The sequence below is a fragment of the Streptomyces sp. NPDC056628 genome, from assembly GCF_042792555.1.
Lineage (GTDB): Bacteria > Actinomycetota > Actinomycetes > Streptomycetales > Streptomycetaceae > Streptomyces.
Window position 1 is genome coordinate 53,971 of record NZ_JBHTWG010000018.1, and the last position, 24,785, is coordinate 78,755.

Consider the following 24,785-nt stretch of genomic DNA (forward strand, 5'->3'; position numbering starts at 1 on the left):
GAGCGACGAAGCCGTGACCCGTGCGCCGTCCTACCTCAAATGGGTTGCCGCGAGGCGTTGTTGGGGCCGGCGGCCCGGCCCCCGTGTCCGTACCCGTGTCACTGGCTCTGCGGCTGCGCCGCGCTCGCCGTGTCGAGCGTCGGCCCCTTCGGGATGAACGTCGCCCATGTCTGCGGCACGATCGCCGGCTGGTTGAGGTCCTCGTAGCCCAGCCGGGTACGGGCCTTGTCCGTCTCGCTCGCCTCGCCCTGGGACGAGCCGCCGACCGACGCGGCCGGGTTCCGCGCCTCGCTGTCGTTGCCCTTGAGCAGGGAGTACCGCAGGCCCGTGTCCGTCAGCAGGTACGTGGCGCCGCCGCCCGCGGCCGTACCGGCGACCTCCTGGAACAGCAGCCCGGAGCCCGAGGAGACGTAGGCGCTCAGCGAGTCGGTGATGACCTTCTTGGGGTAGTCGGCCCCGGCCCAGGCCGCCAGGCTCGGCTTGCGGTCCGCCCCGAAGGTGCCCTTGTAGACGCTGCAGGAGGTCCTGATCGTCGCGCCGGTCGCCGTGTTGGCGCTGTTGGCCTGCCGGGGGACGATCTCGGGCCAGCCCTTGTCGGCGTAAAAACGGTCGGCACGACCGCCGTTGGCCTCGATGACGGCGCGGGTGTCGACCTTCAGGGCTCCGTTGTCGTCGCGGGCCACGAGCAGGGCGGCGACGAACGGCGAGACGGCCGCGACCTTGTCCTTCAGGACGATGTAGAACTGCTCGCCCTGGGCGTCACGGGCCCGCAGCACCTGGCCGATGGTGCCCGCCTCCGCGGGGAGCCCTTGCACGGCGGTCCGGCCGCCGGCGCCGGGCACGACGGGGAAGGTGATGTCCCCGCCGTCGTTGAGGGTGTTGAGCCATTCCTGGCTCACCGGCTGCGGGTCGGTGGTGGCGCTGCTGCCGATGACGGCGGACCGCAGCTGCTCCATGGAGGTCTCGTCGAGTCCGGCCTTCCCGCCGAGCAGGAAGCGGTTCCCCTTGCTGTCGACCAGGTACTCGGTCCTGGTCCTGGTGTCGGTGACGTACAGGGCCTCGCGGGGGTCGACCTTCCCCGCGTTCTCCAGGGACTTGGCGTCGCTGTCGTCGAAGACGAAGACCGCGCGGTCGATGGCCGCCTTGGAGCCCGGCGCCGGACGCTCGCACACCGCCCAGGTCTTGGTCTTCTCGGCGTCCTCCTTGGAAGGGAGCCGGTCGGGCGCGTAGGGGATGCCGATGGTCGCACCGTGCCGGATGCCGCTCTTGTCGATCTCCTTGCCGGGGACCTCGAGCACGCTGCCCTTGCCCTTGTCGAGCAGCAGCTTCGCGGAGGCGTAGTTGAGGACCGGGTGGAGGACCTTCTCCACCTTGCTGTCCTTGGGGTTCGGGTCGAGGACCACGTACCGCGTGGTGGAGTCGCTGTCGACGATGATGTGCTCGCCGGGGGTGTCCCAGCCCTTGGGGGCGGTGGGCTTGATCACGCCCCACGCGATGAAGCCGATGACCAGGACCACTCCGACGGCGAGGCTCGGCATCACCGTGCGCACGGGGCGCGGGGCGCCTTCCTCCGAGCCGCCCGGCGACGGCGCCAGGAAGGCCGCGACGGTGCGCTTGCGAGCGAACGTGTAGGCGGCGAGCTCGTCCCGACGCTTTGCCATGGTCCCCGTATCTCCCGTTTGGTGATGCTTCGATCGCGCTCGAAAAGGCCGCAACGGCCGTGCAGGGACCTACTATGCCCTGCGCCGTGTGCCGACGATCCCTCAGGTGGGAACCGGCCCTCGCATCTTCACAGAGCTTCTCCACGGCTCTCCACCACGCGGGCGCGGCCCGTGGGAGGCTGGCCATTTGGGGCTGGAGTGTTGTCCGTTGGTTCGGGTGTCCCCATGTGTCGCCCGGCGTGCCGCAGCGGGTACCGTGAGCCACCCGCATGGATGGTGTGGGCCGATGAAGCCTCTGGCCCGGCGCCGGGATCCGGGACAGCGGTTCCCGCCCGCCCGACGGCCACTACTTCGCGAAAGGGATGTCCCGGGGGATGAGCAGCGCTACGAGCACTCGGCGCGGACGCCGCGCACCGCAGCAACCGGGAGGCCCGGACGGCAGACGTACGCCTGCCGCGCCTGCCGCTCCCTCCGCCGCCTCGCCGCGCACGCTGCCCCGCCCGGGCGGGCTCGGTCCGGTACGTCTGCAGCAGCTGATCCTGGTCGAGCTGGCCGCGGCCGTCATGGTGGCCGCCTGGGCCGCCGGAACGTCCTGGCTGCTGGCCCCGGCCGGTGCCGTGGCCGCGCTGCTGCTGCTCCTCGCGGTGCTGCGCCGCGGCCGCCGCCCCCTGCCGGAGTGGTACGAGACGACGCGCGCCCTGAGCCGGCGCCGGCGGGACGCCAAACTGCCCGTGCCGCCGGGGACGGACGCCATGCTGGTGCCCGTCGTCGAGTGCGACCCGGCCCTGCGGACGTACTCCTTCGTGTCCCGTGACGACCGCTCGATCGGAATGATCGGCGACGGCACGTTCCTGACGGCCGTGCTCTTCGTGCAGCCCGGCGACCAGCCGCTGCGCCCCGGAGCGGGCGAACGGCAGCTGCCGCTCAAGCTGATCCAGGACGCCCTGGAGGTCGACGGGATCCGGCTGGCCTCCGCGCAGGTCGTGCAGCACACCCAGCCGGCGCCCGCGCCGCACCTGCCGCCGCAGTCGCTCGCCGCGCGCTCCTACGGCCCGCTCCAGGCGCAGTCCGGTTCGCCCGCGCTGCGGCTGACCTGGGTTGCCCTCAAACTGGACCCGGAGCTGTGCCCGGAGGCGGTGAAGGCGCGCGGGGACGGGGTCCCGGGCGCGCAGCGCGCCCTGCTGCGGGTGGCGGACCAGCTGGCGAGCCGGCTGGCCGGCGCCGGCTTCAAGGCGACGATCCTCGACGAGACCGAACTGGTGCAGGCGCTCGCGACCTCCAGTTGCCTGAACCCGCGCTCCAACCAGCAGCACGGCCAGGACGGGCGCACCCAGCGCCGTACGGTCGAGGCGGTGCGCACCTGGCGGGTCGACGACCGGTGGCACACGACGTACTGGGTGTCCCGCTGGCCGCAGTTGGGCCCCGGCGGGGTGGCGCTGCCGGAGCTGGTGACGCGGTTCACCTCGCTGCCGGTGCTGGCCACGACGTTCAGCATGACCCTGAGCAAGGCCGGCAACCGGGGTGTCGCCCTCACCGGGCACATCCGTGTCACCGCGCGCGGCGACGACGAACTGGGCGAGGTGGGCAGGGAGTTGGAGCGGGCCGCGAGCGCCGCGAAGGTCGGTCTGGTCCGCCTCGACCGGGAGCAGGTCCCCGGAGCCCTCGCCACTCTGCCGCTCGGAGGTACCTACTGATGTCCCAGCCCGCTCCGACCATGCCCCCGGGACAGCAGGGCCGCACCCCCGGCACCCCGGCCCATGTTGCCTCCCCCACCGACACCGGCATGATCCCGATCATCCGGCAGCCGGAGGCGCCCCAGCGTCAACGGCGCATCTTCAGCCCGGGGTTCGGGCTGCGCGGCCCGCGCCGCAACCGTCATGTGGTGACCGTCGACGAGCTCGCGGCGATCAGCATGCCGATCGGTGACGACGGTGTGCTCATCGGCACCGATGCGGAGTCGCAGCCGGCGGTGCTCGGACTGGCCCGTCCCACGCCCTTCGACGTCGTGCTCGTGGGCGGTCTGTGGCTGGCCCAGGTGCTGGCGCTGCGGGCCGCCGCGACCGGGGCGCGCGTGGGTGTGGAGACCGGCCGCCCGCAGGCGTGGCAGCAGTTGGCCCAGGCGGCCGGCGGCGGTCAGCAGTGTGTGACGGTGTACCCGGTGGGCCGGGTGCCCGCGCAGGGCCCGTCCGTGTCCAGCCCGGTCGTGCTGATCCGGGACTGCGGTATCCGTCCGCCGCGTGGACGGGTGACGTCGGTGCCGTGGCAGTCCGTGGTGACGGTGCTGCCGTTCGTCAGCGAGCACGCTCCGCGCTGGCTGGCGCAGGCGCACCTCGTGGGCATCCAGCGCATCTCGCCGTACGAGACCGAGGCCGTGAAGGACACCCTGGGCATCCCGGAGGAGCACCTCCAGCATCTTCCGACGCTGCACGACGGCGTCGCGCTGTGGTGTACGCGCAAGCACCAGAAGTTCGTGATGACCGAGCCCACCGACGCGGAGACGGGGCTGCTCGGTGTGGCCCGCCGGATGGACTGAGCCGTCGTCGCCCCGGGCGCGGTGTGAACGGGGCGGATCCGCGGGCGACTTGTGCCGGGGTTCGCCGGCCGGGCGCCCCGGGGCTCGACCGTCGCACCGTCGGAGGCCCGGCCGTCACGTTCTTCGGGGGCTCGGCCATAGGGTCCCCCGGGGCCGGCGGCCGGCTTCCGGAGGCTCGGCGGTCAGGTCCCTCCGGGCCCGGGAACCCCTTCCGTCCACGGAGTCCGGGCTATAGCGTCCGCGCACATGGGGCCTTTTCCGTCCCGCCAAGCGAGTGATTAGGCTTCTGGTGGTGCGGTGACGATCGCAGTCGCGGGGGATTCGCCACTCGGTCCGCCCGGCCGCGACGACGACACGCTCAGCAGCAGTGGCTGACCAGGAGGCAAGCAGTGAACAGGGATCGGTCCGAGTACAACGGCGGGAGCCCTTCCTCGGACGGGGACGATCACGAGGTGGATCTGACGGGCGAGTTCGAGATCGTCTACACACCTCCCGCCTGGTACGCCCAGAGCACGCAGGGTGGCTCCCCGCCGAGCGGTCAGCAGGATGCCGAGCGGGCGGCACCACCCCCGCCGACCGGCCCACCCGTCGGAACGCCCGCGGGTCCGCCCGGCGTTCCGGCCGGCCCGGGCCCCGCACCGGCCCAGGGCACACCGGCCGCGCCGCAGCAGGGGCAGACCGCGGGTGGCTACGGCTTCCCCCAGCAGCAGTCCGTCCCGGGGGCCGTCCCGGCGTCCGGCGCCTACGGCTACCCGCAGCAGCAGCCCGGCCCGGCGGCACCGCAGCCGCAGCAGAGCCAGGACACCTCCGGCGGATTCGGCACGCCTCAGCCGAACACCCCCGCCGGCTACGGCTACCCCCAGCAGCCCACCACCCCCGCACCCCAGCAGACCCAGGACACCTCCGGCGGATTCGGCACGCCTCAGCCGAACACCCCCGCCGGCTACGGCTACCCTCAGCAGCCCGCCACGCCCGCACCCCAGCAGACCCAGGACACCTCCGGCGGGTTCCAGGCGCCGCAGCAGCCGACGCCCGTCCCGCCCGCGCCCGCGGCTCCCCCCGCCGCACCGGCCGCTCCCCCGGCCGCGCCCGGCTTCCCGGTGCTGCGCCCGGTCGACGAGAGCGCCCAGGCGCCCGCGGCACCCACGCCCGAACCGCCCGCCCCCGTACCCCCGGTGGCGGAGCAGCCCGAGGCGGAGCGGTCCGAGCCCGACCTCAATCACGCCGCCGCCGATGCCGAGGCGGCCCGCCTGTTCGGCGGCGACGACGAACCGGAAGCGGAGCAGAACGCCGAGCCGGAGGCCGACACCGCGTCAGGTGCGGCCGACGACTCCGCCCAGGCCGACGCCGACCCGCAGCCGCGGCCCGAGGCGCCCCCGGTTCAGCCCGAGCCGGCCGCGCGGCCCCAGGCCGACGCACAGCCCGAGGCAGCGCCCGCGACCCCGGGGGCGGCGCCCACCGCCGAGGCGGAAGCGCAGCCCACCACCCCCGAGCAGCCGCAGGCCCAGCCCGCCGCCCAGGCCCCGATGCCGCCGCACGCCGCCCAGCCCGGCGTCCCCACGCAGCCGCCCGCGGCTCCTGGTGCGCAGCCGCACGCCCAGCCCGCCGGACAGCAGCAGCCCGGCCAGCCGCTTCCGCCGCTGCCCCAGGGCTTCGTGCCCGCGCACCCCCAGCAGGGCGTGCCGCAGCAGGGCGTGCCGCAGCCGCAGGCCCAGGGCGCCCCGCAGGCTCCCGGCTACGGCTACCCGCAGCAGCCCGGACAGCCGCAGCCCCAGCCGCAGCAGCCCCCGGTCCAGGGCGGGTTCGGCCCGGCCCAGCCGCAGCCGGGCCAGCCCGGTCAGCCCGTGGACCCACGCCAGGCGCACCAGCCCGCCCAGCCGGGCCAGCCGCAGCAGCCGTACGGCTACCCGCAGCAGCCCGGACAGCCCCAGCCCCAGCCACAGGCGCCACAGCAGGCCCCACAGCCGGCTCAGCCGCAGCCGTACGGCTATCCGCAGCAGCCGGGTCAGCCCCAGCCGTACGGCTACCCGCAGCAGCCGGGTCAGCCCCAGCCGTACGGCTACCCGCAGCAGCCGGGTCAGCCGCAGCCCGGCTACGGCTACCCCCAGCAGCAGCCGGGCTACGGCTATCCCCAGCAGCCCGGTGGTCAGCCCGGCCAGCCCGGTCAGCCCGGTCAGCCGCAGCAGCCCGCCGCTCAGCAGCCCCCGGCCCAGCCGCAGCCGCAACCTCAGCCGCAGCCCCCGCAGACTCCCGCCGCCTACGGCAGCCAGGGCGGCTGGTCGGCTCCGCCCGGTCCGCAGGCCGGTCCGGGTGCCCCGCAGCAGCAGCAAGCCGCGCCCGGGACGCCGCTCGGTTACAACGCCGCCGTGGAACTGTCGTCCGACCGGCTGCTGCGCAACCAGCCGAAGGCGCGCAAGAACAACCAGGGTCCTTCCCGGTTCAAGCTCGGCGCCAAGAAGGAGCAGGCGGAGCGGGAGCGCAAGCTCGGTCTGATCCGGACGCCGGTGATGTCCTGCTACCGGATCGCGGTCATCAGCCTCAAGGGCGGTGTCGGCAAGACCACGACGACCATGTCGCTGGGCGCCACGCTGGCCACCGAGCGGCAGGACAAGATCCTGGCGATCGACGCCAACCCGGACGCCGGCACGCTCGGCCGACGGGTGCGGCGCGAGACGGGTGCGACGATCCGCGACCTGGTGCAGGCGATCCCGCAGCTCAACAGCTACATGGACATCCGCCGCTTCACCTCGCAGGCGCCCTCTGGTCTGGAGATCATCGCCAACGACGTGGACCCGGCCGTCTCCACCACGTTCAACGACCAGGACTACCGCAGCGCGCTGGACGTGCTGGGCCGGCAGTACCCGATCATCCTCACGGACTCGGGCACCGGTCTGCTCTACAGCGCCATGCGCGGTGTGCTGGACCTCGCCGACCAGCTGATCATCATCTCCACCCCGTCGGTGGACGGTGCGAGCAGCGCCTCGACGACGCTCGACTGGCTGTCGGCGAACGGCTTCGCGGATCTCGTGCAGCGGTCGGTCACCGTGATCTCCGGGGTCCGCGAGACAGGCAAGATGATCAAGGTGGACGACATCGTGGCGCACTTCGAGACCCGGTGCCGCGGTGTCGTGGTGATTCCGTTCGACGAGCACCTCGCCGCGGGTGCCGAGGTGGACCTCGACATGATGCGTCCCAGGACGCGCGAGGCGTACTTCGACCTCGCCGCCCTGATCGCCGAGGACATCGCACGGACCCAGCAGGGCTTCGGCAACCCGCACATGCAGTACCAGCACCCGCAGCAGCAGGGCTATCCGCAGCAGCAGCCCCCGCAGCCGTACGCCCAGCCCGGTGGCGCCCCGCAGCCCGGGCAGGGCTGGCAGCAGGTTCCGCAGCAGCCGGCGCCGGGGCAGGAGTGGCAGCAGCAGGCCCCGCCGCCGCAGGAACCGCAGCAAGGGCAGCAGGGGCAGCAGCAGGGCGTCGTCCCGCCCGGCTGGACCCAGCAGTAGCGGGGGCGAGCGCGCGACGGCGGAGGGCCGGCACCGTACGGGTGCCGGCCCTCCGCCGTGCGGTGTGCGGGTCCGGGTCAGGCGGGGCCGTCGGCTGCCGCGATCAGTTCCCGGCAGCGCTGCACGTCCCGGGCCATGGCCTCCAGGAGCGCGTCCAGCGAGTCGAACTTCTCCTGGCCGCGCACATAGGCGAGGAAGTCCACCGCCACGTGCAGCCCGTACAGGTCGAGTCCGACGCGGTCGATCGCGTACGCCTCCACCGTGCGCTCGGTGCCGTCGAACTGCGGGTTGGTGCCGACGGAGATCGCGGCGGGCATGACCTCGCCCTGGGCGTGCAGCCAGCCGGCGTAGACGCCGTCGGCGGGGATAGCGGTGTGCGGCAGGGTCTCCACGTTGGCGGTGGGGAAGCCGAGCTCGCGGCCGCGCTGGGCGCCCCGGACGACGACGCCCTCCACCCGGTGCGGGCGGCCCAGGATCTCGGCGGCTCCGGCGACGTCGCCCTCGGCGACCAGACGGCGGGTCAGGGTCGAGGAGAACGGCTCGCCGCCGCCCGCCTCACCGCTCACGTACAGGTCGACGACCTCGACCTCGTAGTCGTAGGTCTTGCCCTGCTCGGCGAGGAACTCGACGTTCCCGGCGGCGCGGTGCCCGAAGCGGAAGTTGGGGCCCTCGACGACCGCCTTGGCGTGCAGCTTGTCGACGAGGACCTTGACGACGAACTCGGCCGGCGACAGCTTCGAGAACTCGGTCGTGAACGGCAGGATCAGCACCGCGTCCACGCCCAGTTCGGCCATCAGCTCGGCGCGCCGGTGGTGCGGGGCGAGCAGGGGCGGGTGGCTGCCGGGGCGGACGACCTCGCTGGGGTGCGGGTCGAAGGTGACGACGACGGCCGGGACGCCCAGCTCCCGGGCCCGGTCCACGGCGTGCCGGATGATCAGCTGGTGTCCGCGGTGGACGCCGTCGTAGGAACCGATGGTGACGACGCTGCGCCCCCAGTCCTGGGGGATGTCCTCCAAGCCACGCCAGCGCTGCACTGTGCCTGCTCCTTGTCGCAAACTCGTCGAACCGGTGTCCGTCATTGCCCAAACGGTCTTACGCAGGTCTAAGGGTGCCATGCCGACGGTCCCCGGCCCGCATCGGCATAGGCGCTGTGACGGGGTGCACGTGCCGGCGCGGTGCTCAGACGGGGACCCGGACGCCTGCCAGGTTCTCGATCATGCGGCGGGTGCTGGGGCCGACGACGGCCGCCCAGTCCCGTGGGGTGCCGGCGAGCCAGCCGGCGACTCGCGCGGCGAAGCCGGGGACCTCCCGGGCGAGGTCGACCAGGCCCCGGTCGAAGCGGGCGGCGCCGTCCGGGGTGCGGACGAGCAGCAGCCCGGTGTGGTGGACGAGGTCGCGCAGGGCGTCGTCGGCCGCGCCGCCCGTCGTGCGTACGGCGGCGTGCAGCAGGGCGTCGAGGACGGCGGGCGCCTGTTCGTGGGTGAGCAGGAAGTCCAGGAGCTCCCGGCGCAGTGCGCGGGAGGCGGGGGTGCCGGGGGCGGCGAGCACGGTGGCGAGGGCGGCCCGCACCTGTTCCGGGCCGCCGTCGAGCAGACCGGTGACGAGCGGGAAGAGGACGGCTCGGGCACCGGGCCCGTGGTCGAGGCACCGGTCGACGTAGGCGGCGACGTCGGTGGCGGTCTCGGGGTGCCGCCGCACCGCGTCCCGGACGAGGCCGGCGACCTTGCGGGCGAGGCTGGGTGCGGTGACGTCGGCGAGGGAGCGGAGCACGGCGCCGGTGCCGGGCCGCTCCAGGCGGGCGCGGAAGGCTTCCAGGACCGGTTCGGGATGGGTGGCCAGGGCGGCGACGAGGGCGCTGGGCGGGAACTGCGGGTCGGCTGCCGCGAAGTGTGCGAGGGCCTGCGGGAGATGGCGGGCGCGGGTGCACGGGTCGCGGACGAGGAGGGCGAGGGCGCCGCCGTGCAGGGCGCTGTCGGCGGGGCGGGCGAGCAGCGCGAGGGCGGCGTAGCGCAGCAGCGCGCGGTCGGCCTCGGTGCGGACGTGGGGTGCGGCGCGCAGCCCGTGGGCGAGGGCGGCGACGCGCCGGGCGGGCCGTTCGTCGTGGGCCCAGCGGTCCACGGCCCGGCACAGTGCGGACGGCTCCTCCTCGGCGAGCGCGCCGAGGAGTTCGTCGGCGCGGGGGTGGGCGCTGGCGACGAGGGTCTCGGTGAGGTCGTCGAGGGCGCGGTGGCGGTGGGTGTGCAGCAGGGCCTGGGCGGCGAGGGCGACGGTCGCGTGCGGGGTGGCGGGCAGCGGGCGGTCGTCGTCGAACCAGCGGGTGAGCCGGGGCTGTACGGCGGTGGGGTCGGCGGCGAGGAGGCGGGCGACGGCGTCCAGGTAGCGGGGCGGCCGGGGTCCCTCGGCGTCGTCGAGGGGGCCGTCGGCCGGGACGAGGCGGCGCAGCAGGTCGAGGCGTTCGGTGTCCGGGAGGGGCAGCGCGGTCCAGAAGGCGGGGCCGAGGTCGGCGGGCGCGGGGTGCCCCTGCCGGCGCCAGGCCACGATCCGGTCGGCGGTCAGCCGCAGGACGTCCAGGTGGGGCGTGGCGTCGGGGACCCGCAGCAGGGTCTCGGTGAGCAGCCGGGCCGCCCACCAGTCGGTCCGGTCGGCGTCCAGCGCGTCGGACAGCCGCGCCAGCCGGTCGCCGAGCCGGCCGGTGCCGTGCAGGCGCGGGAGGTGCAGGAGGGCTTGGACGACGGGGCCGATGCGGTGGTGCGGTAAGGGCGCGGCGGTGGGGTCCGTGATGCCGGTGGGTCCGGGGCGCAGCAGCGCGCGCAGGGCCTCGTCGAGGTCGAGGTGGAGGCCCTGGAGCCAGTCGGCGAGTTCCTCGTGGGCGAAGCGGTAGCCGTCGCCGGCCGGGACGAGGAGTCCTTCGGTGAGGACGGCGCGGGCCCAGCCGGTGGTGCCGCCTAGCCACAGGGGGGCGGGGCCCCAGGGGAACACCGCTTCGAAGGCGGGCCGGTCCAGTTCGCCCCGGCCGGTGCCGAGGCTGCGCCGGGCGGCCTCGTGGACCTGGCCGGCGACCCGGGCGGCGAGACGGCGCACGGCGGTGCCCCGCAGGCCGTTCTCGGCGGCGAGGCGGACGGCGACGCGCAGGCACATCAGGTCGAGGTGGGCGGAGAGGACGTCGTGGCGGTCGGCCCGGTGGGGTGCGGGCGCGCCGGGCAGGGCGGCGCTCACGTCGGCGAGGAGGCGGAGGGTCAGGGGGTGGCGGGCGTCGGCGTCGGCGAGGGCGTCGTCGGGGATGCCGTGGCGGGCGCGGGCCTGCCGGGCCTCCTGCGGAGTGAGGTCGCCGAGGGCGAGGCACGGCGGCACGGGTCCCCGGGGCGGGTGGCCGGCGGGCGCGTGCAGCAGGTCCTCGGGGAATCCGGCGCCGGCGGTCTCCCAGTACTCGGTCCGGCTGGCCACCACCAGCCGGGCGCCGTGGTCGCGCAGCCACCGCGCGGTGGCGCCGGTCCAGTCGGCGAGGCGGTCCGCGGCGGCGGGCGGCATCTCCTCGGGGCCGTCGAGCAGGAGCAGCAGGGGGCGGCCCGCGGCGCGGGCGAGGCGGGCGAGGCGCTCCGGGGTGAGGTCGGCGGCGAGGTCGGCGTCGGCGGAGGCGGCCACGATGCGCGCGGCGCGGTCGAGCGCCCGGCGCGCGGCGTCGGCGACGGAGGTGTCGCCGCTCGCCAGGTCGGCGCCGCGCAGCCACAGGGTGGGCGCGGGGTCGGGGCCGTGGGCGCGCCGGGCGGCGAGTCCCGCGAGTTCCGTCGTACGGCCGCTGCCGGGCGGTCCGACCAGGCCGAGCACCGCGGCCGGGCTCGCGAGGAAGGCGTCGAACTCGGCGGTGACAGCGGCCCGTTGGACGGGGGCGGCCTGCGGCCCGGCCCCGGAGGGCGGAGCGTCCTGGGCGACCTGGGTGGCCGTCAGCTCCAGCACGCCGGCGAGGTTCAGGTCGGCCCCGTGGGCGGGCACCGTCGCGGCGTTGTCGGCGAGGAGGGCGGCGAGCGGGCCGTCCGGGGCGGGCCGCAGCGGTGCGGCGAGCACCGCGTCGCTGTGGGCGGACTGGAGGGCGGTGCCGAGGACGCCGAGGACGGTGCCGGTCGCGGCGTCGAGCACGGGTCCCCCGGCGGCGCCTCCGCCGAGCCGCAGCGCGTCCCGGCCCGCGGTGCCGATGGCGAGCTCCAGGACGCTGTCGAGGGCTTGGTAGCGGTCGGTCGCCGTGTAGGTGGCGGGCGTCGCGTCGAGCACGCGGGCCTGCCGCCAGCCGGCGGCCGGGATGTGCACGTAGGTCCCGGTTCCGCAGTGGTCCCGCACGGTCACCGGGAGCGGGTCGACGCCCAGCCCCTCGGTACGGACGAGGGCGAGGCCCCGCTCGGGCAGCGGGGTCACCGCGGCGGCGGTCACCACGCAGCTGCGGCTGCCTCCCGCGGTGTGCACGACGAGCCGTGACAGCCCGTCGACGACTTCGTGGGCGGTGACGACGGTGCCGTGGTGGTCGGCCAGGAAGCCGAGGCCGCGGGGCCGTCCGGCCGCGTCGTGGACGCGGACCAGGGCGTCGTCCCGGAGGCGGGGGCCCGATGTGTCGCCGTCGGGGCGCTCCGGGGCCGGGCGGCGGCGGGCGTGCCGGGGGCGGCCGTCGTCGTGGGGACGCGCGCGGCGTGCCCGGTGGGACGCGGTGGCCATGTCGGGCCGCTCCGCGCCGTCGGCACCCGTCCCCCGCGTCCCGTCCGTGTCCGCCGCCCGCGGGCCCCGTCCCGCCATCGTCGAACCTCCCCGCCCCGCACCCGCACGCTCATCGCCCCTGTCGCATCGACGGTAGGCCGCAAATGATCAGTGGGACAGGTCGCGTGCCGAACGCGCCCCCTTGCACACCCTCGGTTCACTCCGAGCGCCTGCCCGGACGGGTGAACAGGCGGGGGCCGGTGGATACACCCTAGGGGTGGGGGAACCGAGGGGGGACCGTGGAGCGGCGGGCAGAGGACGACCCCGTGACCGCCGCTCCACGGGCAGGCCCCCGTGCCGCCGTGCGGGCGCTCAGCCGAACACGGCGAGGCTCTTGGCCTTGCCCTTGTGCTCCTCGACGAGCGCGAGGAAGCGGCCCTCGGCGTCGAAGACCCCGACGGCTCCGGCACCGGTGTACTCGTCGGGCATGTCGAGGCGGACGCCGTTCGTGAGCAGCCGGGCACGCCGGGGGTCGATCTCCCAGCGGGGGAAGGCCGCCGTGGCGGCCTCGGCGATCGGCATGACCGTGAGCTCCTGCTGCAGTTGGTCCAGCGTCCGCGCGGCGTCCAGCTTGTACGGGCCGACGCGGGTGCGGCGCAGCGCGGTGAGGTGCCCGCCGACGCCCAGGTCGGCACCGAGGTCGCGGGCGAGGGCCCGGATGTAGGTGCCGGAGGAGCAGACGACCGAGACGACCAGGTCGAGGACGGGGGTCCCGTCGTCGGCGACGGCGTCGCGGAGGTCGTACACCGAGAAGGACGACACGGTGACCGGGCGGGCCGGGATCTCGAAGTCCTCGCCCTCGCGGGCCCGCTTGTAGGAGCGGACGCCGTCGATCTTGATGGCGCTGACCTTGGACGGGACCTGCATGATGTCGCCGGTCAGCTTGGCGATCCCGGCGTCCACGGCGTCGCGGGTGACCTTCGAGGCGTCGGTGGACCCGGTGATCTCGCCCTCGGCGTCGTCGGTGACCGTGGTCTGGCCCAGGCGGATCGTGCCCAGGTACTCCTTCTCGGTCAGGGCCAGATGACCGAGCAGCTTGGTCGCCTTCTCGACGCCGAGGACGAGCACGCCCGTGGCCATCGGGTCGAGGGTGCCGGCGTGCCCGACCCTGCGGGTGCGGGCGATGCCGCGCATCTTGGCGACCACGTCGTGCGACGTGAAGCCCGACGGCTTGTCGACGATGACAAGGCCGTCGGGCGTGGTGTTCTTCTGCGTCATTCCGCGGTGTCGCCGTCCGTCTCGTCCTCGGAGCCCGGCTTGCGGTACGGGTCCGCCTCACCGGCGTAGTTGGCGCCCGCCGACGCCTCGCGGACCTTCTCGTCGGACTGGCGCGCCTTGTCGAGGAGGTCCTCGATGGTCTTGGCGGTGTCCGGCAGGGCGTCGGCGACGAAGGTGAGGGTCGGGGTGAACTTCACCCCGGCGGCCCGGCCGACCTCGGACCGCAGGACGCCCTTGGCGCTCTCCAGACCGGCCGCCGCGGCCGCCCGCTCCTCGTCGTCGCCGTACACCGTGTAGAAGACGGTCGCCTCCCGCAGGTCCCCCGTGACGCGGGTGTCCGTGATGGTGACGTGCGAGCCGAGCCGCGGGTCCTTGATCCCGCGCTGCAGCTTCTGGGCCACCACCTCTCGGATGAGGTCCGCCAGCCTCTTGGCACGCGCGTTGTCGGCCACTGGTCCGTCTCCTTAAGTGCTTACGTCTTGCTTCAGTCTTCGTCGCTGTGGAGCCTGCGTCGAACCGAGAGCAGTTCCACCTCGGGGCGTCCGGCGACCAGCCGCTCGCAGCGGTCCAGTACGCCGGTGAGGTGTCCCATGTCCCCGGAGACCACCGCGAGGCCGATCTCCGCCCGGCGATGGAGTTCCTGGTGGTCCGTCTCGGCCACGCTCGCCGCGTACTTGCGCTGGAGCTCGGCCACGATGGGACGGACGAGGGAGCGTTTCTCCTTGAGCGAGTGGACGTCGCCGAGGAGCAGGTCGAAGGACAGAGTCCCCACATACATGTGTGTCCGGATGTCCCGCCGGTTCGGGGTACGGGCGCCAGGCTCGGCGCCGATACGGGAACCGTACACGCAACGGCCGGGGCCGATCGACGGAGTTTCCCTTCCGGGAACTCGCGCCGACCGGCCCCGATCGCGTGCTGGGATCAGACGCGCGGCTTCTCGCGCATCTCGTACGTCGCGATGACGTCGTCGACCTTGATGTCGTTGAAGTTGCCGAGGTTGATACCGCCCTCGTAGCCTTCGCGGATCTCGGTGACGTCGTCCTTGAAGCGACGCAGACCCTCGATGTTGAGGTTCTCCGCGATGACCTTGCCGTCGCGGACCAGGCGCGCCTTGGTGTTGCGCCTGACCTCGCCCGAGCGGACGAGGACACCGGCGATGTTGCCCAGCTTGGACGACTTGAAGACCTCGCGGATCTCCGCCGTACCGAGCTCGACCTCCTCGTACTCCGGCTTGAGCATGCCCTTGAGGGCCGCCTCGATCTCCTCGATCGCCTGGTAGATGACCGAGTAGTACCGGACGTCCACGCCCTCGCGCTCCGCCATCTGCTGCGCACGGCCGGCTGCCCGGACGTTGAAGCCGATGACGATGGCGTCGGAGCCCATGGCCAGGTCGATGTCGGACTCCGTGACCGCACCGACGCCGCGGTGCAGGACGCGGATGTCGACCTCTTCGCCGACGTCCAGCTGGAGCAGGGACGACTCGAGGGCCTCGACGGAACCAGACGCGTCACCCTTGATGATCAGGTTCAGCTGCTGGATCTCGCCGGCCTTGAGCACCTTGTCCAGGTCCTCCAGCGACACGCGGCGCGTGCGCTTGGCGAACGCGGCGTTGCGCTCGCGGGCTGCGCGCTTCTCCGCGATCTGGCGGGCCGTACGGTCCTCCTCGACCACGAGGAAGTTGTCACCGGCGCCCGGGACGTTGGTGAGGCCGAGGACCTGCACCGGCGTCGAGGGACCGGCCTCGGCGACGTTGTTGCCGTTGTCGTCGAGCATGGCGCGCACCCGGCCGTAGGCGTCGCCCACGACCATCGTGTCGCCGACCCGCAGCGTGCCGCGCTGGACGAGGACCGTCGCCACGGCACCGCGGCCGCGGTCGAGACGGGACTCGATCGAGATGCCCTGCGCGTCCTGGTTCGGGTTGGCCCGCAGGTCGAGCGAGGCGTCGGCGGTGAGGATCACGGCCTCCAGCAGGGAGTCGATGTGCAGACCCTGCTTGGCGGAGATGTCGACGAACATCGTGTCGCCGCCGTACTCCTCGGCCACCAGCCCGTACTCGGTGAGCTGACCGCGCACCTTGGTCGGGTCGGCGCCCTCGACGTCGATCTTGTTGACCGCGACGACGATCGGGACCTCGGCCGCCTTGGCGTGGTTGAGCGCCTCGACCGTCTGCGGCATGACGCCGTCGTTGGCCGCGACGACCAGGATCGCGATGTCGGTCGACTTCGCACCACGGGCACGCATGGCGGTGAACGCCTCGTGACCCGGGGTGTCGATGAAGGTGATCTTGCGCTCTTCGTCGTTGACCTCGGTCGCGACCTGGTAGGCACCGATGTGCTGGGTGATGCCGCCGGCCTCGCCCGCGATGACGTTCGTCTTGCGGATGGCGTCGAGCAGTCGGGTCTTGCCGTGGTCGACGTGACCCATGACGGTGACGACCGGCGGGCGGACCACCAGGTCCTCCTCGTCGCCCTCGTCCTCGCCGAACTCGATGTCGAAGGACTCGAGAAGCTCGCGGTCCTCCTCCTCGGGGCTGACGATCTGAACCGTGTAGTTCATCTCGCCGGCCAGGAGCTCCAGCGTCTCGTCGGAGACGGACTGGGTCGCGGTGACCATCTCGCCGAGGTTCATCATGACCGCGACGAGCGACGCCGGGTTGGCGTTGATCTTCTCCGCGAAGTCGGTGAGCGACGCACCGCGCGACAGGCGAATGGCTTCGCCGTTGCCGCGAGGCAGCATCACACCGCCGACCGACGGGGCCTGCATGGCCTCGTACTCCTGGCGCCTCTGCCGCTTCGACTTGCGGCCACGACGCGCGGGACCACCGGGACGGCCGAAGGCACCCTGCGTGCCACCGCGGCCACCGGGACCGCCGGGACGGCCACCGAAGCCGGGACGGCCACCGCCACCACCGGGACCACCGGGACGACCGGCGAAACCGCCGCCACCGCCACCGGGACCACCGGGACGACCGGCGAAGCCGCCGCCACCGCCACCCGGACGGCCGGCGAAGCCGCCGCCACCCGGACGACCGCCGCCGGCGCCACCGGGACGACCGCCGCCACCGGGACCACGGCCGGCGGGGCCGCCGCCGGGACGCGGGCCGGCCGCGGGACGCTGCGGCATCATGCCCGGGTTGGGACGCGGGCCACCGGGACGGGGGCCGCCGCCCTGCGGACGAGGCATGCCGCCCGGCGTGGGACGCGGACCGCCCGGAGCCTGCGGACGGGGACCGCCCGCCGCGCCCTGGGGACGGGGACCGCCCTGACCCTGGCCCTGCGGACGCGGGGCACCGCCGGGGGCACCGGGGCCACCCGGACGCGGGGCACCGCCGGGACGGGGCGCCTGGGGGCGCGCCATGCCGGTGGAGCCGCCGGAGGTGAAGGGGTTGTTGCCCGGACGGGGACCGGCCGGACGGGCGCCGGGACGCGGCGCCTGGCCACCCTGGCGCGGGGCGCCGGGACGCTCACCGCGGCCCTGGCCGCCCTGCTGGCCGCCCGGACGCGGAGCACCCGGACGCGGAGCCTGGCCACCCGGACGCGGGGCGCCCGGACGCGTGCCGGAGCCCTGGCCCTGCGAGGCCGCCGGAGCGGCGGGCGCCGACGGGGGCGCCGTGAACTCGGGCGTGGTCGGAGCCGGGGACGCCGGGGCGGGCCGCGGCGCGGGCTTCGGGCCCGGAGTGGGACGGGAGCCGGAAGAGGCCGGCGCGGCGGGTGCCGCGGGCTTCTCGGCCGCCGGCTTGGGAGCCGGAGGGCGCGGCGGAGCCGGACGGGCTCCCTGCGCCGGAGAGGGGGCTGCCGGCTTCGCCGGGGCAGCCTTGCGTGCGGAGGCGGACTTGCCGCCGCCGTTGCCCTGCTGGAGGGCGTCCGTCAGTTTGCGGACGACGGGCGCTTCGATGGTCGAAGACGCCGAACGGACGAATTCACCGAGTTCCTGGAGCTTGGCCATGACGACCTTGCTCTCCACACCGAACTCCTTGGCGAGTTCGTATACCCGGACCTTAGCCACTTCGCTCCTTTTAGGTCCGGGTTGCGTCCGGACCGTCGCTACTTCATGGGCGTACTCATCGCGTACTCATCGAGTGCTCATCGCAATCTCGACCTACTTCCGACTCGCGAGGTACCAGGGCCGCACGGGGGTTCCGCGCGACGCTTCTTACGGTGTTGCCTGCTCGACGTATCGGCGCAACGCCTTTGTGTCGAGCGTCCCCGGGGCGCGCAACGCCCTCGTGAACGCCCGGCGACGTACCGCCTGGTCGAGACAGACCAGGGCGGGGTGCACATACGCACCCCGGCCGGGCAGCGTACCGCGAGGATCGGGGACGCACTCGCCCTCGATCGCCACGATCCGCAGCAGATCAGCCTTGGCCGCTCGCTCCCGGCACCCCACACAGGTGCGCTCAGGGCATGCGCGGACGCGTGTCCGGCCAGACACAGTTAAGTCTACCTCCCCGTACGGACCCCACCCCTTCGGGGCAGGATTCGAACAGTTGCCAGGCGATAACCTGACGTAATCTGAGCGACCCGAGGTCCGGATCTATTCCCCGGCCTGGTCGGTGTCCGGCCGGATGTCGATGCGCCAGCCGGTGAGCCGGGCCGCGAGCCGGGCGTTCTGCCCTTCCTTGCCGATCGCCAGCGACAGCTGGTAGTCCGGCACGGTCACCCGGGCGGACCGGGCCGCCATGTCCACGACCTCCACCTTGGAGACGCGGGCCGGGGAGAGCGCGTGCGCCACCATCTCGGCCGGGTCGTCCGACCAGTCGACGATGTCGATCTTCTCACCATTGAGCTCGCCCATGACATTGCGCACCCGGCCGCCCATGGGGCCGATGCAGGCGCCCTTGGCGTTCAGGCCGCTGCGGGTGGAGCGTACGGCGATCTTGGTACGGTGACCGGCCTCACGCGCGATGGCGGCGATCTCGACGGATCCGTCGGCGATCTCCGGCACCTCCAGCGCGAAGAGCTTCTTCACCAGGTTCGGGTGGGTGCGCGACAGGGTCACGGAGGGCCCGCGCACACCCTTGGCGACGCGCACGACGTACGACCGCAGCCGCAGGCCGTGCGGGTAGGTCTCGCCGGGGACCTGCTCCTGCACCGGCAGGATGGCCTCCAGCTTGCCGATGTCCACGAGCACGTTCTTCGGGTCGCGGCCCTGCTGGACCACACCGGTGACGATGTCGCCCTCGCGGCCGGCGTACTCGCCGAGCGTCGCGTCGTCCTCGGCGTCGCGCAGCCGCTGCAGGATGACCTGCTTGGCGGTGGTGGCGGCGATACGGCCGAACCCGGACGGGGTGTCGTCGAACTCGCGGGCCTCCTGGCCCTCCTCGAGGTCCTCGGGGTCCTCCTTCGCCCACACGGTCACATGCCCGGTCTCCCGGTTGAGCTCCACGCGCGCGTGTCGGCGGCTTCCCTCGGTGCGGTGGTAGGCGATGAGGAGGGCCGACTCGATCGCCTCGACCAGCAGGTCGAAGGAGATCTCCTTCTCCCGAACCAAGCCCCGCAGGGCACTCATGTCGATGTCCACGGCTACGCCTCCTCTTCCTTCTTGTCCTTGCGGTTGAACTCGACCTGCACGCGCGCCTTCTCGATCTCCGGGAACGCGAGTCTGCGGCTGGTGGCCTTGCGGCCCTTGACCCCGGGCACCTCGACGTCGAGACCGTCGTCGTCGACCTTGAGGATGCGGGCCACCAGTTCGCCGCCCTCGGCGAGCTGGAACCTCACCAGGCGGTCGACGGCACGCACGTAGTGGCGGTGCTCCTTGAGGAGGCGTTCCGCGCCCGGGGTGCCGACCTCGAGGGTGTACTCGCCCTCGCCCATCGCGTCCGTCTCGTCCAGCTTCGCCGAGAGCACGCGGCTCACATCGGCGATCTGATCCAGATCGGCCCCGGTGTCGGAGTCGACGACGACGCGCAGCACACGCTTGCGCCCGACCGAGTCCACTTCGATCTCTTCGAGGTCCAGTCCCTGGGAGCTGACGAGGGGTTCCAGGAGTGCTCGCAGCCTCTCGCTCTGGGTGGTGCTCATCCGGGTGACTCCTCGGCCGCGTGTGCTGTTGTGGGATGGGGCGCGTGTCAGGTCAAAGGGTATCCGGTCGCAGGGTGTGTTGCCGTCCACCTGCGGGTGACCGGTGCCGATGAGTGGCACCGCCGCGCCGCGCGGGTACGGTGATCACGGGCCCGCGGCCCGCTGACCGGGCGGCCGCCTTCGCAAGTGCTTTCGTACGTACTCCCCGAGGAAGTCGCCGTGCCGTACCCCCCGCCCCCGCGCGTCCTCCCGGGACCGCGCAGAAGAACCCTGCTCGCCTCGGCCGCGGGAGCCGCGCTGCTCGCGGGCTGCTCCTCGGCGTCCGATGACCCGGACGGCGGTACGGGCGGCAGTCCGTCGCTCGCCGAGCGGGCACGCGCGCGTGCGGCCCGGGACAGCGAGGGCCTGATCGGGCGGTACGACGCCGTCCTCGCCGCCCATCCGGCGCTGGAGCGGCTGGTGACCCCCTTGCGGGCGGAGGCCGTACGGCATGTGGAGGCGTTCGGCGGGGGCGCGTCCGGGTCGTCGGCGTCGCCCCCGGCGTCCACCTCCCCGTCGCCGTCCGCCTCGGCCTCGGTCCCGGCGGTGCCCTCGGACGAGCGGGACGCGCTGGCCGAACTCGCCGCCGCCGAACGGACGCTCGCGGACCAGCGGGCCAAGACCCTTCTCGACATGCCCGGTGAACTGGCACGGCTGCTCGCCTCGGTGGCGGCGGCCGGGGCCACGCACGCGTTCCTGCTGACGGAGGGTGCCAGGTGAGCGAGGCGGACAAGGCGACGGTGAGGGCGCTTCAGGCGGCGCTGGCCGCCGAGCACGCGGCCGTCTACGGGTACGGCGTGGTCGGCGGGCGGATCGGCGAGGAGCGGCGCTCCGACGCCCGCGCCGCGTACGAGGCCCACCGGGCGCGGCGGGACGCGCTGGCGCGCGCGGTGCGCGACCTGGGCGCCGATCCGGTCGCCGCGAGCGCCGGGTACGCGCTGCCGTTCCCGGTGGCGGACCAGGCCACGGCGGTGCTGTTCGCCGCCGAACTGGAGAGCCGGGTGGCCGGCGTGTACGCGGACCTGGTGCGGGCGGCCCGGGGCGAACTGCGCGGCACGGCCGCCGAGGCGTTGCGGGAGGCGGCGGTCCGGGCGGTGCGCTGGCGGGGCGGGAGCGTAGCCTTCCCTGGGCTCGCCGAGCGGGCGGACACGTCGTCCGCGCAGGCGGCGCCCACCGCGTGACGCGGGCCGCAGGACACCGACGGGCAGGACGGAAGGGACGACTCGCGCATGGCTTTCGAACCGCCGCAGCGTCTGGTCAGGGCGCTCGGTGAGACGGCGCCGGACGGCGACGCCTGGCTGGAGGAGCTGCCGCGGGCGACCCGGCGCGCCGTCGAGCTGCGCGAGTTGACCGTGGAGCGGGTGCAGCTGCCGGGCGGCCGCAGCAGCCTGGTGGTGCTGGTCCGGCGAGCCGACGGCACCCCGGCGGTGCTGAAGCTGGCCCCGCCCCGTGCCCGTCCGGAGAGCGAGCGGGCCGCGCTCGCGCACTGGGGCGGCACCGGTGCCGTCCAGCTGATCGAGCCGTTCGTGACCGAGGGTGTGCTGCTGCTGGAGCGGCTGCGCCCGGACCGGTCGGTGCGGTCGCTGCCGGAGGCGAGGGCTCTGCTGGAGGCGGCGGGGACGCTGCGCCGGCTGTGGGTGGCGCCCCCGGACGGGCACCCCTTCGAGACGGTCGAGGAGCGCACGGGCCGGCAGGCGGAGGCGATGCGGGCGACCGCGTCGGAGCGGACGGATGTGGCGGTGCTGGTCGACGCCGCGCTCGCGGCCCGGGACGAGCTGCTGGCGGCGCCTGTGGAGCGGCAGTTGCTGCACGGGACGTTCCGGCAGAGCAAGGTGCTCGCCGGGGAGCGGATGCCGTGGCTGGCGGTGGGGCCGGACCCGGTGGTCGGTGAGTGCGCGTTCGATCTGGCGCGGCTGGTGCGGGACCGGGTGGAGGATCTGGTCGCCTCTGCCTCGGGGGCCTCGACGACGCGCCGCAGGGTCAAGCGCCTCGCGGAGTCCCTGGAGGTCGACCAGGAACGGCTGCGCGGGTGGACGCTGTTCCGCGCCGTGGAGTCGGGTGTACGGGCGCTGCGGGTCGGGCGGCCGCAAGATGCCGAGCTGCTCCTGGAGTTCGCGAGCTGGCTGTAGGCCGCGAGCCGCGCCCCCCTGCGGGGAGCTCTCGCAGGGGGGCGCGGTGGGTCCGGCCGACGTGCCTCCCGAGCCTGCCGGCCGGAGTCGGGCGGGGTGCTCAGCGGTCATCGGGGGCCGTCGCGAACAGCATGCCCTCCATGGCCAGCAGCCGGGTGTGCCGCCGCAGGTGGGCCGCCTGGTCCCCGATGGCGCGGCCGTACGGTCCCACGGTGTGCGGGGCGTAGGGGATGTGCGCGAACTGCGGCAGGTCGGCCGGGTGCAGGGGCCAGGAGAGCTGCCGGCCGCCCGCCTCGATGCCGAGCTGGTGGATGCCGTCGGCGCCCCGGGTGAGGACGGCGCTCGCCGGGTGCAGTGCGGCGAGCCAGGCCAGCAGCTGGGCGCGTTCGAGCCGTACGCGGGTCAGGTCCCGCTCGTAGGAGTCGGCGTAGCGCTGCCAGCGGTCGCGCTCCTGCCGGCACTGGTCCAGCTCCCGCTCGCACGTCCGCCGGGGCGGGCCGGCCGGCCGGAGCCCCCGCCACAGTGCGGTGGCCGCCCGGCGCAGGCGCCCCGGAGGCCGGGGTTCGCCGGCCGCGGGCTCGTCGGACGGCGGGGACGTGGGGGACGTGGGCATGAGGTACTCCGTGACGGTGGACGAACGGCTTCGGACCGGACCGCCGGACCCTCCGGCGCGGCACACGGACGGGGCGGCCGGCGAACGGGCCGTGGTGCGGGGTCATGCGGGCGGGCGCGGGAGGCGGGCGCGGGTGGAGCCGGTACGGCGGTAGCGGCCGGCCTCGTAGGTGTTGGCGGCCCGGCACGCCGCGTCGACGGGTTCGCCGCGTCGCAGATGCCGCTGGTAGGCGGCGCGCGTGCCACAGGGCGCGGGGCGTATGCGCGAGGGCGTGTCGCCCCGCTCGGCCGTCCGCCGGTCGGGCGGGGACGGGTCCGCCTCGTCGGCGCCGGAGCGCGGGGGCCCGGCCGGAGGCGGGTCGGGGTCGGGCGGGGTCCTCACCTCCGGCGCGGGCGGGGTGGGTGGCGCGGCCGGGCCGGGCGGTGCCGCCGCGGGCCGAGTGGGCGGGGTGGGCGGAGTGGGCGGCGCCGGCACGGGCGGCGCAGCCGGCGCCCCGCTCTCGGCGCGGCGCACCGGCGCGGGTCGTACGGGTCCGGGCGGGGAGTCCGGCGCGACCGGTCGCCTGCTCGGCGGCGCGGGCAGGGCCGCCGGGGAGTGCCCCGTTTGTTCCAGCGCGTGCCGCTGGGGGCCGGTCAGGCCCGCGACGACGCCCTGCCGACGGCATCGGGGCAGTCCCCGCTCCCGTCGCAGTACGGCGTCCCGGCACGGTTCGAGCACGGGGCAGAGCGCGCAGATCGCGACCGCGAGGGGCCACGTGCGACGGGTGAACCACAGATCGGCGTCCCACTCCCGGCAGGCCGCGCGCAGTTCCCAGATGCGTGATCCGCCGTCAGGTACCGCCGGGGTCATCCGGCCGGCTCGGGCGGGGACGTGCGGTCCCCGGCGCGGCGGGCGTCGCACACCGGGGACAGGGGGCCCAGATGGGCCGCCACATTGGCCAGAGAGCACCGTTCGGGGCGCCCGTCCAGGGACAGCAGCGGCATCCCGTCGGGCCGCCGGCAGCCCTGGAAGTACCACACGTCGCCGTGGGCGTCGCGCAGCGGTGACGCGAGGTCGTAGGTGGCGTCGCCGACACGGAAGGGGCGGCGCCCCCGCCGTCCGGTCGCGGCGCCGTGGGCCACCACGGTGACGCGGACGCCGTCGCGCTCGCCCTCGCCGACCAGGGTGTGGGGGCGGCTCCCCTCCCCCACGACGGTGATGTGGAAGTAGGCGCGCCAGCGGCGCCAGCACTCGGCGCCGTCCACGCGCAGCACGACCCGTACCCGGTCGCCGTCCACGCGCACGTCGGAGGGGCCCGCGTGCCCGGCGAGGTGGCGTTCGACCGCGCGGGCGACGGAGCGCGCGCGGGCGCAGGAGGCGTCCCAGGCGAGGGCCTTGCGCTCCAGGTCGGTGAGCGGGCGCGGCCGCCGGGACCAGCCTCCGTCCGCGGTGCGGTGCAGCACGGTGCCCAGGGAACGGCCGGGGGCGGCCGGCCGGCCGGCGGGGCCGACGGCGGCGGGTTCGGGGTCCACGGACCGCGGGACCGCGCGGATCGCCCCGCCGGCCTGGGGGAGGTCGCCGTTCACGCGGACACCGCCTCGGTCGTCCAGCGCAGTTTCCGCAGCGCCCGGTAGGTGAGCGTCTTGACCGCGCCGACGCTGCGTCCCATGGCCACCGCGGTCTCCTGCGCGCTCAGTTCGTCCAGGAAGCGCAGCTCCAGGCAATGCCGTTGGTGCGGGTTGAGCCGGTGCAGGGCGGTGTGGACGGTCTCCTGGGCCTCGACGGCGTCCAGTGCGCGCAGGACGAGCGCCTCGGTGCCTCGCTGTGTGTCCCGGGGGTCGTCGAACTCGGCGACGGGGGTCTCCCATCGCGTGCGTCCGCGCCCGAGTTCGTCGAGCCAGAGGTTCTTGGCGATCGTGGTGAGCCATCCGGCGAAGGCGGTGCCCTGCCAGTGGAAGGTGCCGATGCGGCGCAGGGCGCGGACGAACACCTCCTGGGTGAGGTCCTCGGCGAGATGTCTGTTGCGGGTGCGAACCAGGAGGAACGCGTAGACGGCGCGGTAGTGCTCGAAATACAGGGCGGCGAACGCCTCCCGGTCACCGGCGCGGGCCCGGGCGACCAGTTCGGGCTCCGGGCCGGCCGGGGCGGTGGTGACGTTGTCCGGCTGGGACACGACAGCTTCTCCTCTGCAATACGCATGTAGATGTAGATTCCTTGGACGGACGCGCGCAGGTCACGGCGGAAACCCGCGATCCCCTCCCAGGGCGTCTACAGTCTTCATGTAGATGCATATCGTGTCAAGAAGCTTACGGAGCGTGAGACTTGAGGGCGCGGACGGGGCGCACAG

At 74.4% G+C, this 24,785-nt stretch carries 20 protein-coding genes; 6 read left to right on the forward strand and 14 right to left on the reverse strand.

All coding sequences use genetic code 11. The annotated features are described in order from the left end of the window. Positions 1 to 98 precede the first annotated feature (98 nt). A complete protein-coding gene (gene eccB, locus ACFRAC_RS21955) occupies positions 99 to 1,661 on the reverse strand; it encodes a type VII secretion protein EccB (RefSeq protein ID WP_382926107.1) in 1,563 nt (520 codons plus the stop codon). A 374-nt stretch (positions 1,662 to 2,035) separates the two neighbouring features. Between eccB and eccE the strand changes: the two genes are divergently transcribed. The 3 genes from eccE to ACFRAC_RS21970 all read left to right on the forward strand — a co-directional run bounded on the left by eccE (position 2,036) and on the right by ACFRAC_RS21970 (position 7,700). Further along, positions 2,036 to 3,355 carry a type VII secretion protein EccE gene (gene eccE / locus ACFRAC_RS21960; RefSeq protein WP_382926111.1) on the forward strand — a complete coding sequence of 440 codons (1,320 nt, stop codon included), beginning with the start codon at positions 2,036 to 2,038 and terminating at the stop codon, positions 3,353 to 3,355. Further along, positions 3,355 to 4,194 (forward strand): hypothetical protein, encoded by an 840-nt coding sequence (locus ACFRAC_RS21965; RefSeq protein ID WP_361347136.1) that lies wholly within the window; start codon positions 3,355 to 3,357, stop codon positions 4,192 to 4,194. Before eccE ends, ACFRAC_RS21965 begins: the two co-directional genes overlap by 1 nt. A 389-nt stretch (positions 4,195 to 4,583) precedes the next feature. Further along, positions 4,584 to 7,700 carry an SCO5717 family growth-regulating ATPase gene (locus ACFRAC_RS21970; RefSeq protein ID WP_382926115.1) on the forward strand — a complete coding sequence of 1,039 codons (3,117 nt, stop codon included), beginning with the start codon at positions 4,584 to 4,586 and terminating at the stop codon, positions 7,698 to 7,700. Positions 7,701 to 7,777: 77 nt separating this feature from the next. Here ACFRAC_RS21970 and ACFRAC_RS21975 read toward each other — a convergent pair whose 3' ends face one another. The 9 genes from ACFRAC_RS21975 to rimP form a co-directional block, all read right to left on the reverse strand. Next, positions 7,778 to 8,734 (reverse strand): bifunctional riboflavin kinase/FAD synthetase, encoded by a 957-nt coding sequence (locus tag ACFRAC_RS21975; protein ID WP_382926118.1) that lies wholly within the window; start codon positions 8,732 to 8,734, stop codon positions 7,778 to 7,780. Between the two features lie 145 nt (positions 8,735 to 8,879). Next, positions 8,880 to 12,479, reverse strand: coding sequence for a trypsin-like peptidase domain-containing protein (locus ACFRAC_RS21980; RefSeq protein WP_382926121.1), 3,600 nt, complete (start codon positions 12,477 to 12,479; stop codon positions 8,880 to 8,882). A 273-nt stretch (positions 12,480 to 12,752) separates the two neighbouring features. Further along, positions 12,753 to 13,658, reverse strand: coding sequence for a tRNA pseudouridine(55) synthase TruB (truB, locus tag ACFRAC_RS21985; protein WP_382926124.1), 906 nt, complete (start codon positions 13,656 to 13,658; stop codon positions 12,753 to 12,755). After that, entirely contained in the window at positions 13,655 to 14,110 is a 456-nt protein-coding gene (rbfA, locus tag ACFRAC_RS21990) for a 30S ribosome-binding factor RbfA (protein WP_361347119.1), read from the reverse strand. The genes truB and rbfA overlap by 4 nt, the downstream gene beginning before the upstream one ends. Positions 14,111 to 14,142: 32 nt before the next feature. Next, complete coding sequence (locus ACFRAC_RS21995; protein WP_382926129.1) at positions 14,143 to 14,436, reverse strand: DUF503 domain-containing protein; 294 nt, start codon at positions 14,434 to 14,436, stop codon at positions 14,143 to 14,145. A 143-nt stretch (positions 14,437 to 14,579) separates the two neighbouring features. Beyond that, the gene (gene infB / locus ACFRAC_RS22000) at positions 14,580 to 17,663 is read right to left on the reverse strand and encodes a translation initiation factor IF-2 (protein ID WP_382926132.1); all 3,084 of its coding nucleotides are present in this window, start codon (positions 17,661 to 17,663) and stop codon (positions 14,580 to 14,582) included. Positions 17,664 to 17,810: 147 nt separating this feature from the next. Then, a complete protein-coding gene (locus tag ACFRAC_RS22005) occupies positions 17,811 to 18,089 on the reverse strand; it encodes a YlxR family protein (RefSeq protein WP_382926135.1) in 279 nt (92 codons plus the stop codon). A 102-nt stretch (positions 18,090 to 18,191) separates the two neighbouring features. After that, positions 18,192 to 19,178 (reverse strand): transcription termination factor NusA, encoded by a 987-nt coding sequence (nusA, locus tag ACFRAC_RS22010; protein ID WP_382926137.1) that lies wholly within the window; start codon positions 19,176 to 19,178, stop codon positions 18,192 to 18,194. Positions 19,179 to 19,180: 2 nt separating this feature from the next. Then, a complete protein-coding gene (gene rimP, locus ACFRAC_RS22015) occupies positions 19,181 to 19,678 on the reverse strand; it encodes a ribosome maturation factor RimP (protein ID WP_382926140.1) in 498 nt (165 codons plus the stop codon). Positions 19,679 to 19,897: 219 nt separating this feature from the next. On the opposite strand from rimP, the gene ACFRAC_RS22020 reads away from it, so the two are divergent. Genes ACFRAC_RS22020 through ACFRAC_RS22030 form a run of 3 tightly spaced genes read left to right on the forward strand, consistent with a single transcriptional unit; the run spans position 19,898 to position 21,846 of the window. Continuing rightward, positions 19,898 to 20,437, forward strand: coding sequence for a hypothetical protein (locus tag ACFRAC_RS22020; protein WP_382926143.1), 540 nt, complete (start codon positions 19,898 to 19,900; stop codon positions 20,435 to 20,437). Next, positions 20,434 to 20,898, forward strand: a complete 465-nt coding sequence (locus ACFRAC_RS22025; RefSeq protein ID WP_382926145.1) for a ferritin-like domain-containing protein — start codon at positions 20,434 to 20,436, stop codon at positions 20,896 to 20,898. Before ACFRAC_RS22020 ends, ACFRAC_RS22025 begins: the two co-directional genes overlap by 4 nt. A gap of 48 nt (positions 20,899 to 20,946) precedes the next feature. Then, positions 20,947 to 21,846 carry an aminoglycoside phosphotransferase family protein gene (locus ACFRAC_RS22030; protein WP_382926148.1) on the forward strand — a complete coding sequence of 300 codons (900 nt, stop codon included), beginning with the start codon at positions 20,947 to 20,949 and terminating at the stop codon, positions 21,844 to 21,846. Positions 21,847 to 21,946: 100 nt separating this feature from the next. Here the strand turns inward: ACFRAC_RS22030 and ACFRAC_RS22035 are convergent, their stop codons facing one another. From ACFRAC_RS22035 to ACFRAC_RS22050, 4 genes are all read right to left on the reverse strand, one after another. After that, the gene (locus ACFRAC_RS22035) at positions 21,947 to 22,459 is read right to left on the reverse strand and encodes a hypothetical protein (RefSeq protein WP_382926151.1); all 513 of its coding nucleotides are present in this window, start codon (positions 22,457 to 22,459) and stop codon (positions 21,947 to 21,949) included. Positions 22,460 to 22,561: 102 nt separating this feature from the next. Continuing rightward, positions 22,562 to 23,308: a WhiB family transcriptional regulator gene (locus tag ACFRAC_RS22040; protein WP_382926155.1), complete on the reverse strand. Its 747-nt coding sequence runs from the start codon at positions 23,306 to 23,308 to the stop codon at positions 22,562 to 22,564. Next, complete coding sequence (locus ACFRAC_RS22045; RefSeq protein WP_382926158.1) at positions 23,305 to 24,024, reverse strand: BN159_2729 family protein; 720 nt, start codon at positions 24,022 to 24,024, stop codon at positions 23,305 to 23,307. Before ACFRAC_RS22045 ends, ACFRAC_RS22040 begins: the two co-directional genes overlap by 4 nt. Next, on the reverse strand, positions 24,021 to 24,611 hold the full coding sequence (locus tag ACFRAC_RS22050; RefSeq protein ID WP_382926161.1) for an RNA polymerase sigma factor: 591 nt from the start codon (positions 24,609 to 24,611) through the stop codon (positions 24,021 to 24,023). Before ACFRAC_RS22050 ends, ACFRAC_RS22045 begins: the two co-directional genes overlap by 4 nt. Between the last annotated feature and the right edge of the window lie 174 nt (positions 24,612 to 24,785).

Bases quoted from the DNA above. Each gene is read 5' to 3' on its own strand.
- eccB (WP_382926107.1), bottom strand. From the start codon at position 1,661: ATGGCAAAGCGTCGGGACGAGCTCGCCGCCTACACGTTCGCTCGCAAG.
- eccE (WP_382926111.1), top strand. From the start codon at position 2,036: ATGAGCAGCGCTACGAGCACTCGGCGCGGACGCCGCGCACCGCAGCAA.
- ACFRAC_RS21965 (WP_361347136.1), top strand. From the start codon at position 3,355: ATGTCCCAGCCCGCTCCGACCATGCCCCCGGGACAGCAGGGCCGCACC.
- ACFRAC_RS21980 (WP_382926121.1), bottom strand. From the start codon at position 12,479: ATGGCGGGACGGGGCCCGCGGGCGGCGGACACGGACGGGACGCGGGGG.
- truB (WP_382926124.1), bottom strand. From the start codon at position 13,658: ATGACGCAGAAGAACACCACGCCCGACGGCCTTGTCATCGTCGACAAG.
- ACFRAC_RS21995 (WP_382926129.1), bottom strand. From the start codon at position 14,436: ATGTATGTGGGGACTCTGTCCTTCGACCTGCTCCTCGGCGACGTCCAC.
- rimP (WP_382926140.1), bottom strand. From the start codon at position 19,678: ATGAGCACCACCCAGAGCGAGAGGCTGCGAGCACTCCTGGAACCCCTC.
- ACFRAC_RS22030 (WP_382926148.1), top strand. From the start codon at position 20,947: ATGGCTTTCGAACCGCCGCAGCGTCTGGTCAGGGCGCTCGGTGAGACG.
- ACFRAC_RS22035 (WP_382926151.1), bottom strand. From the start codon at position 22,459: ATGCCCACGTCCCCCACGTCCCCGCCGTCCGACGAGCCCGCGGCCGGC.
- ACFRAC_RS22040 (WP_382926155.1), bottom strand. From the start codon at position 23,308: ATGACCCCGGCGGTACCTGACGGCGGATCACGCATCTGGGAACTGCGC.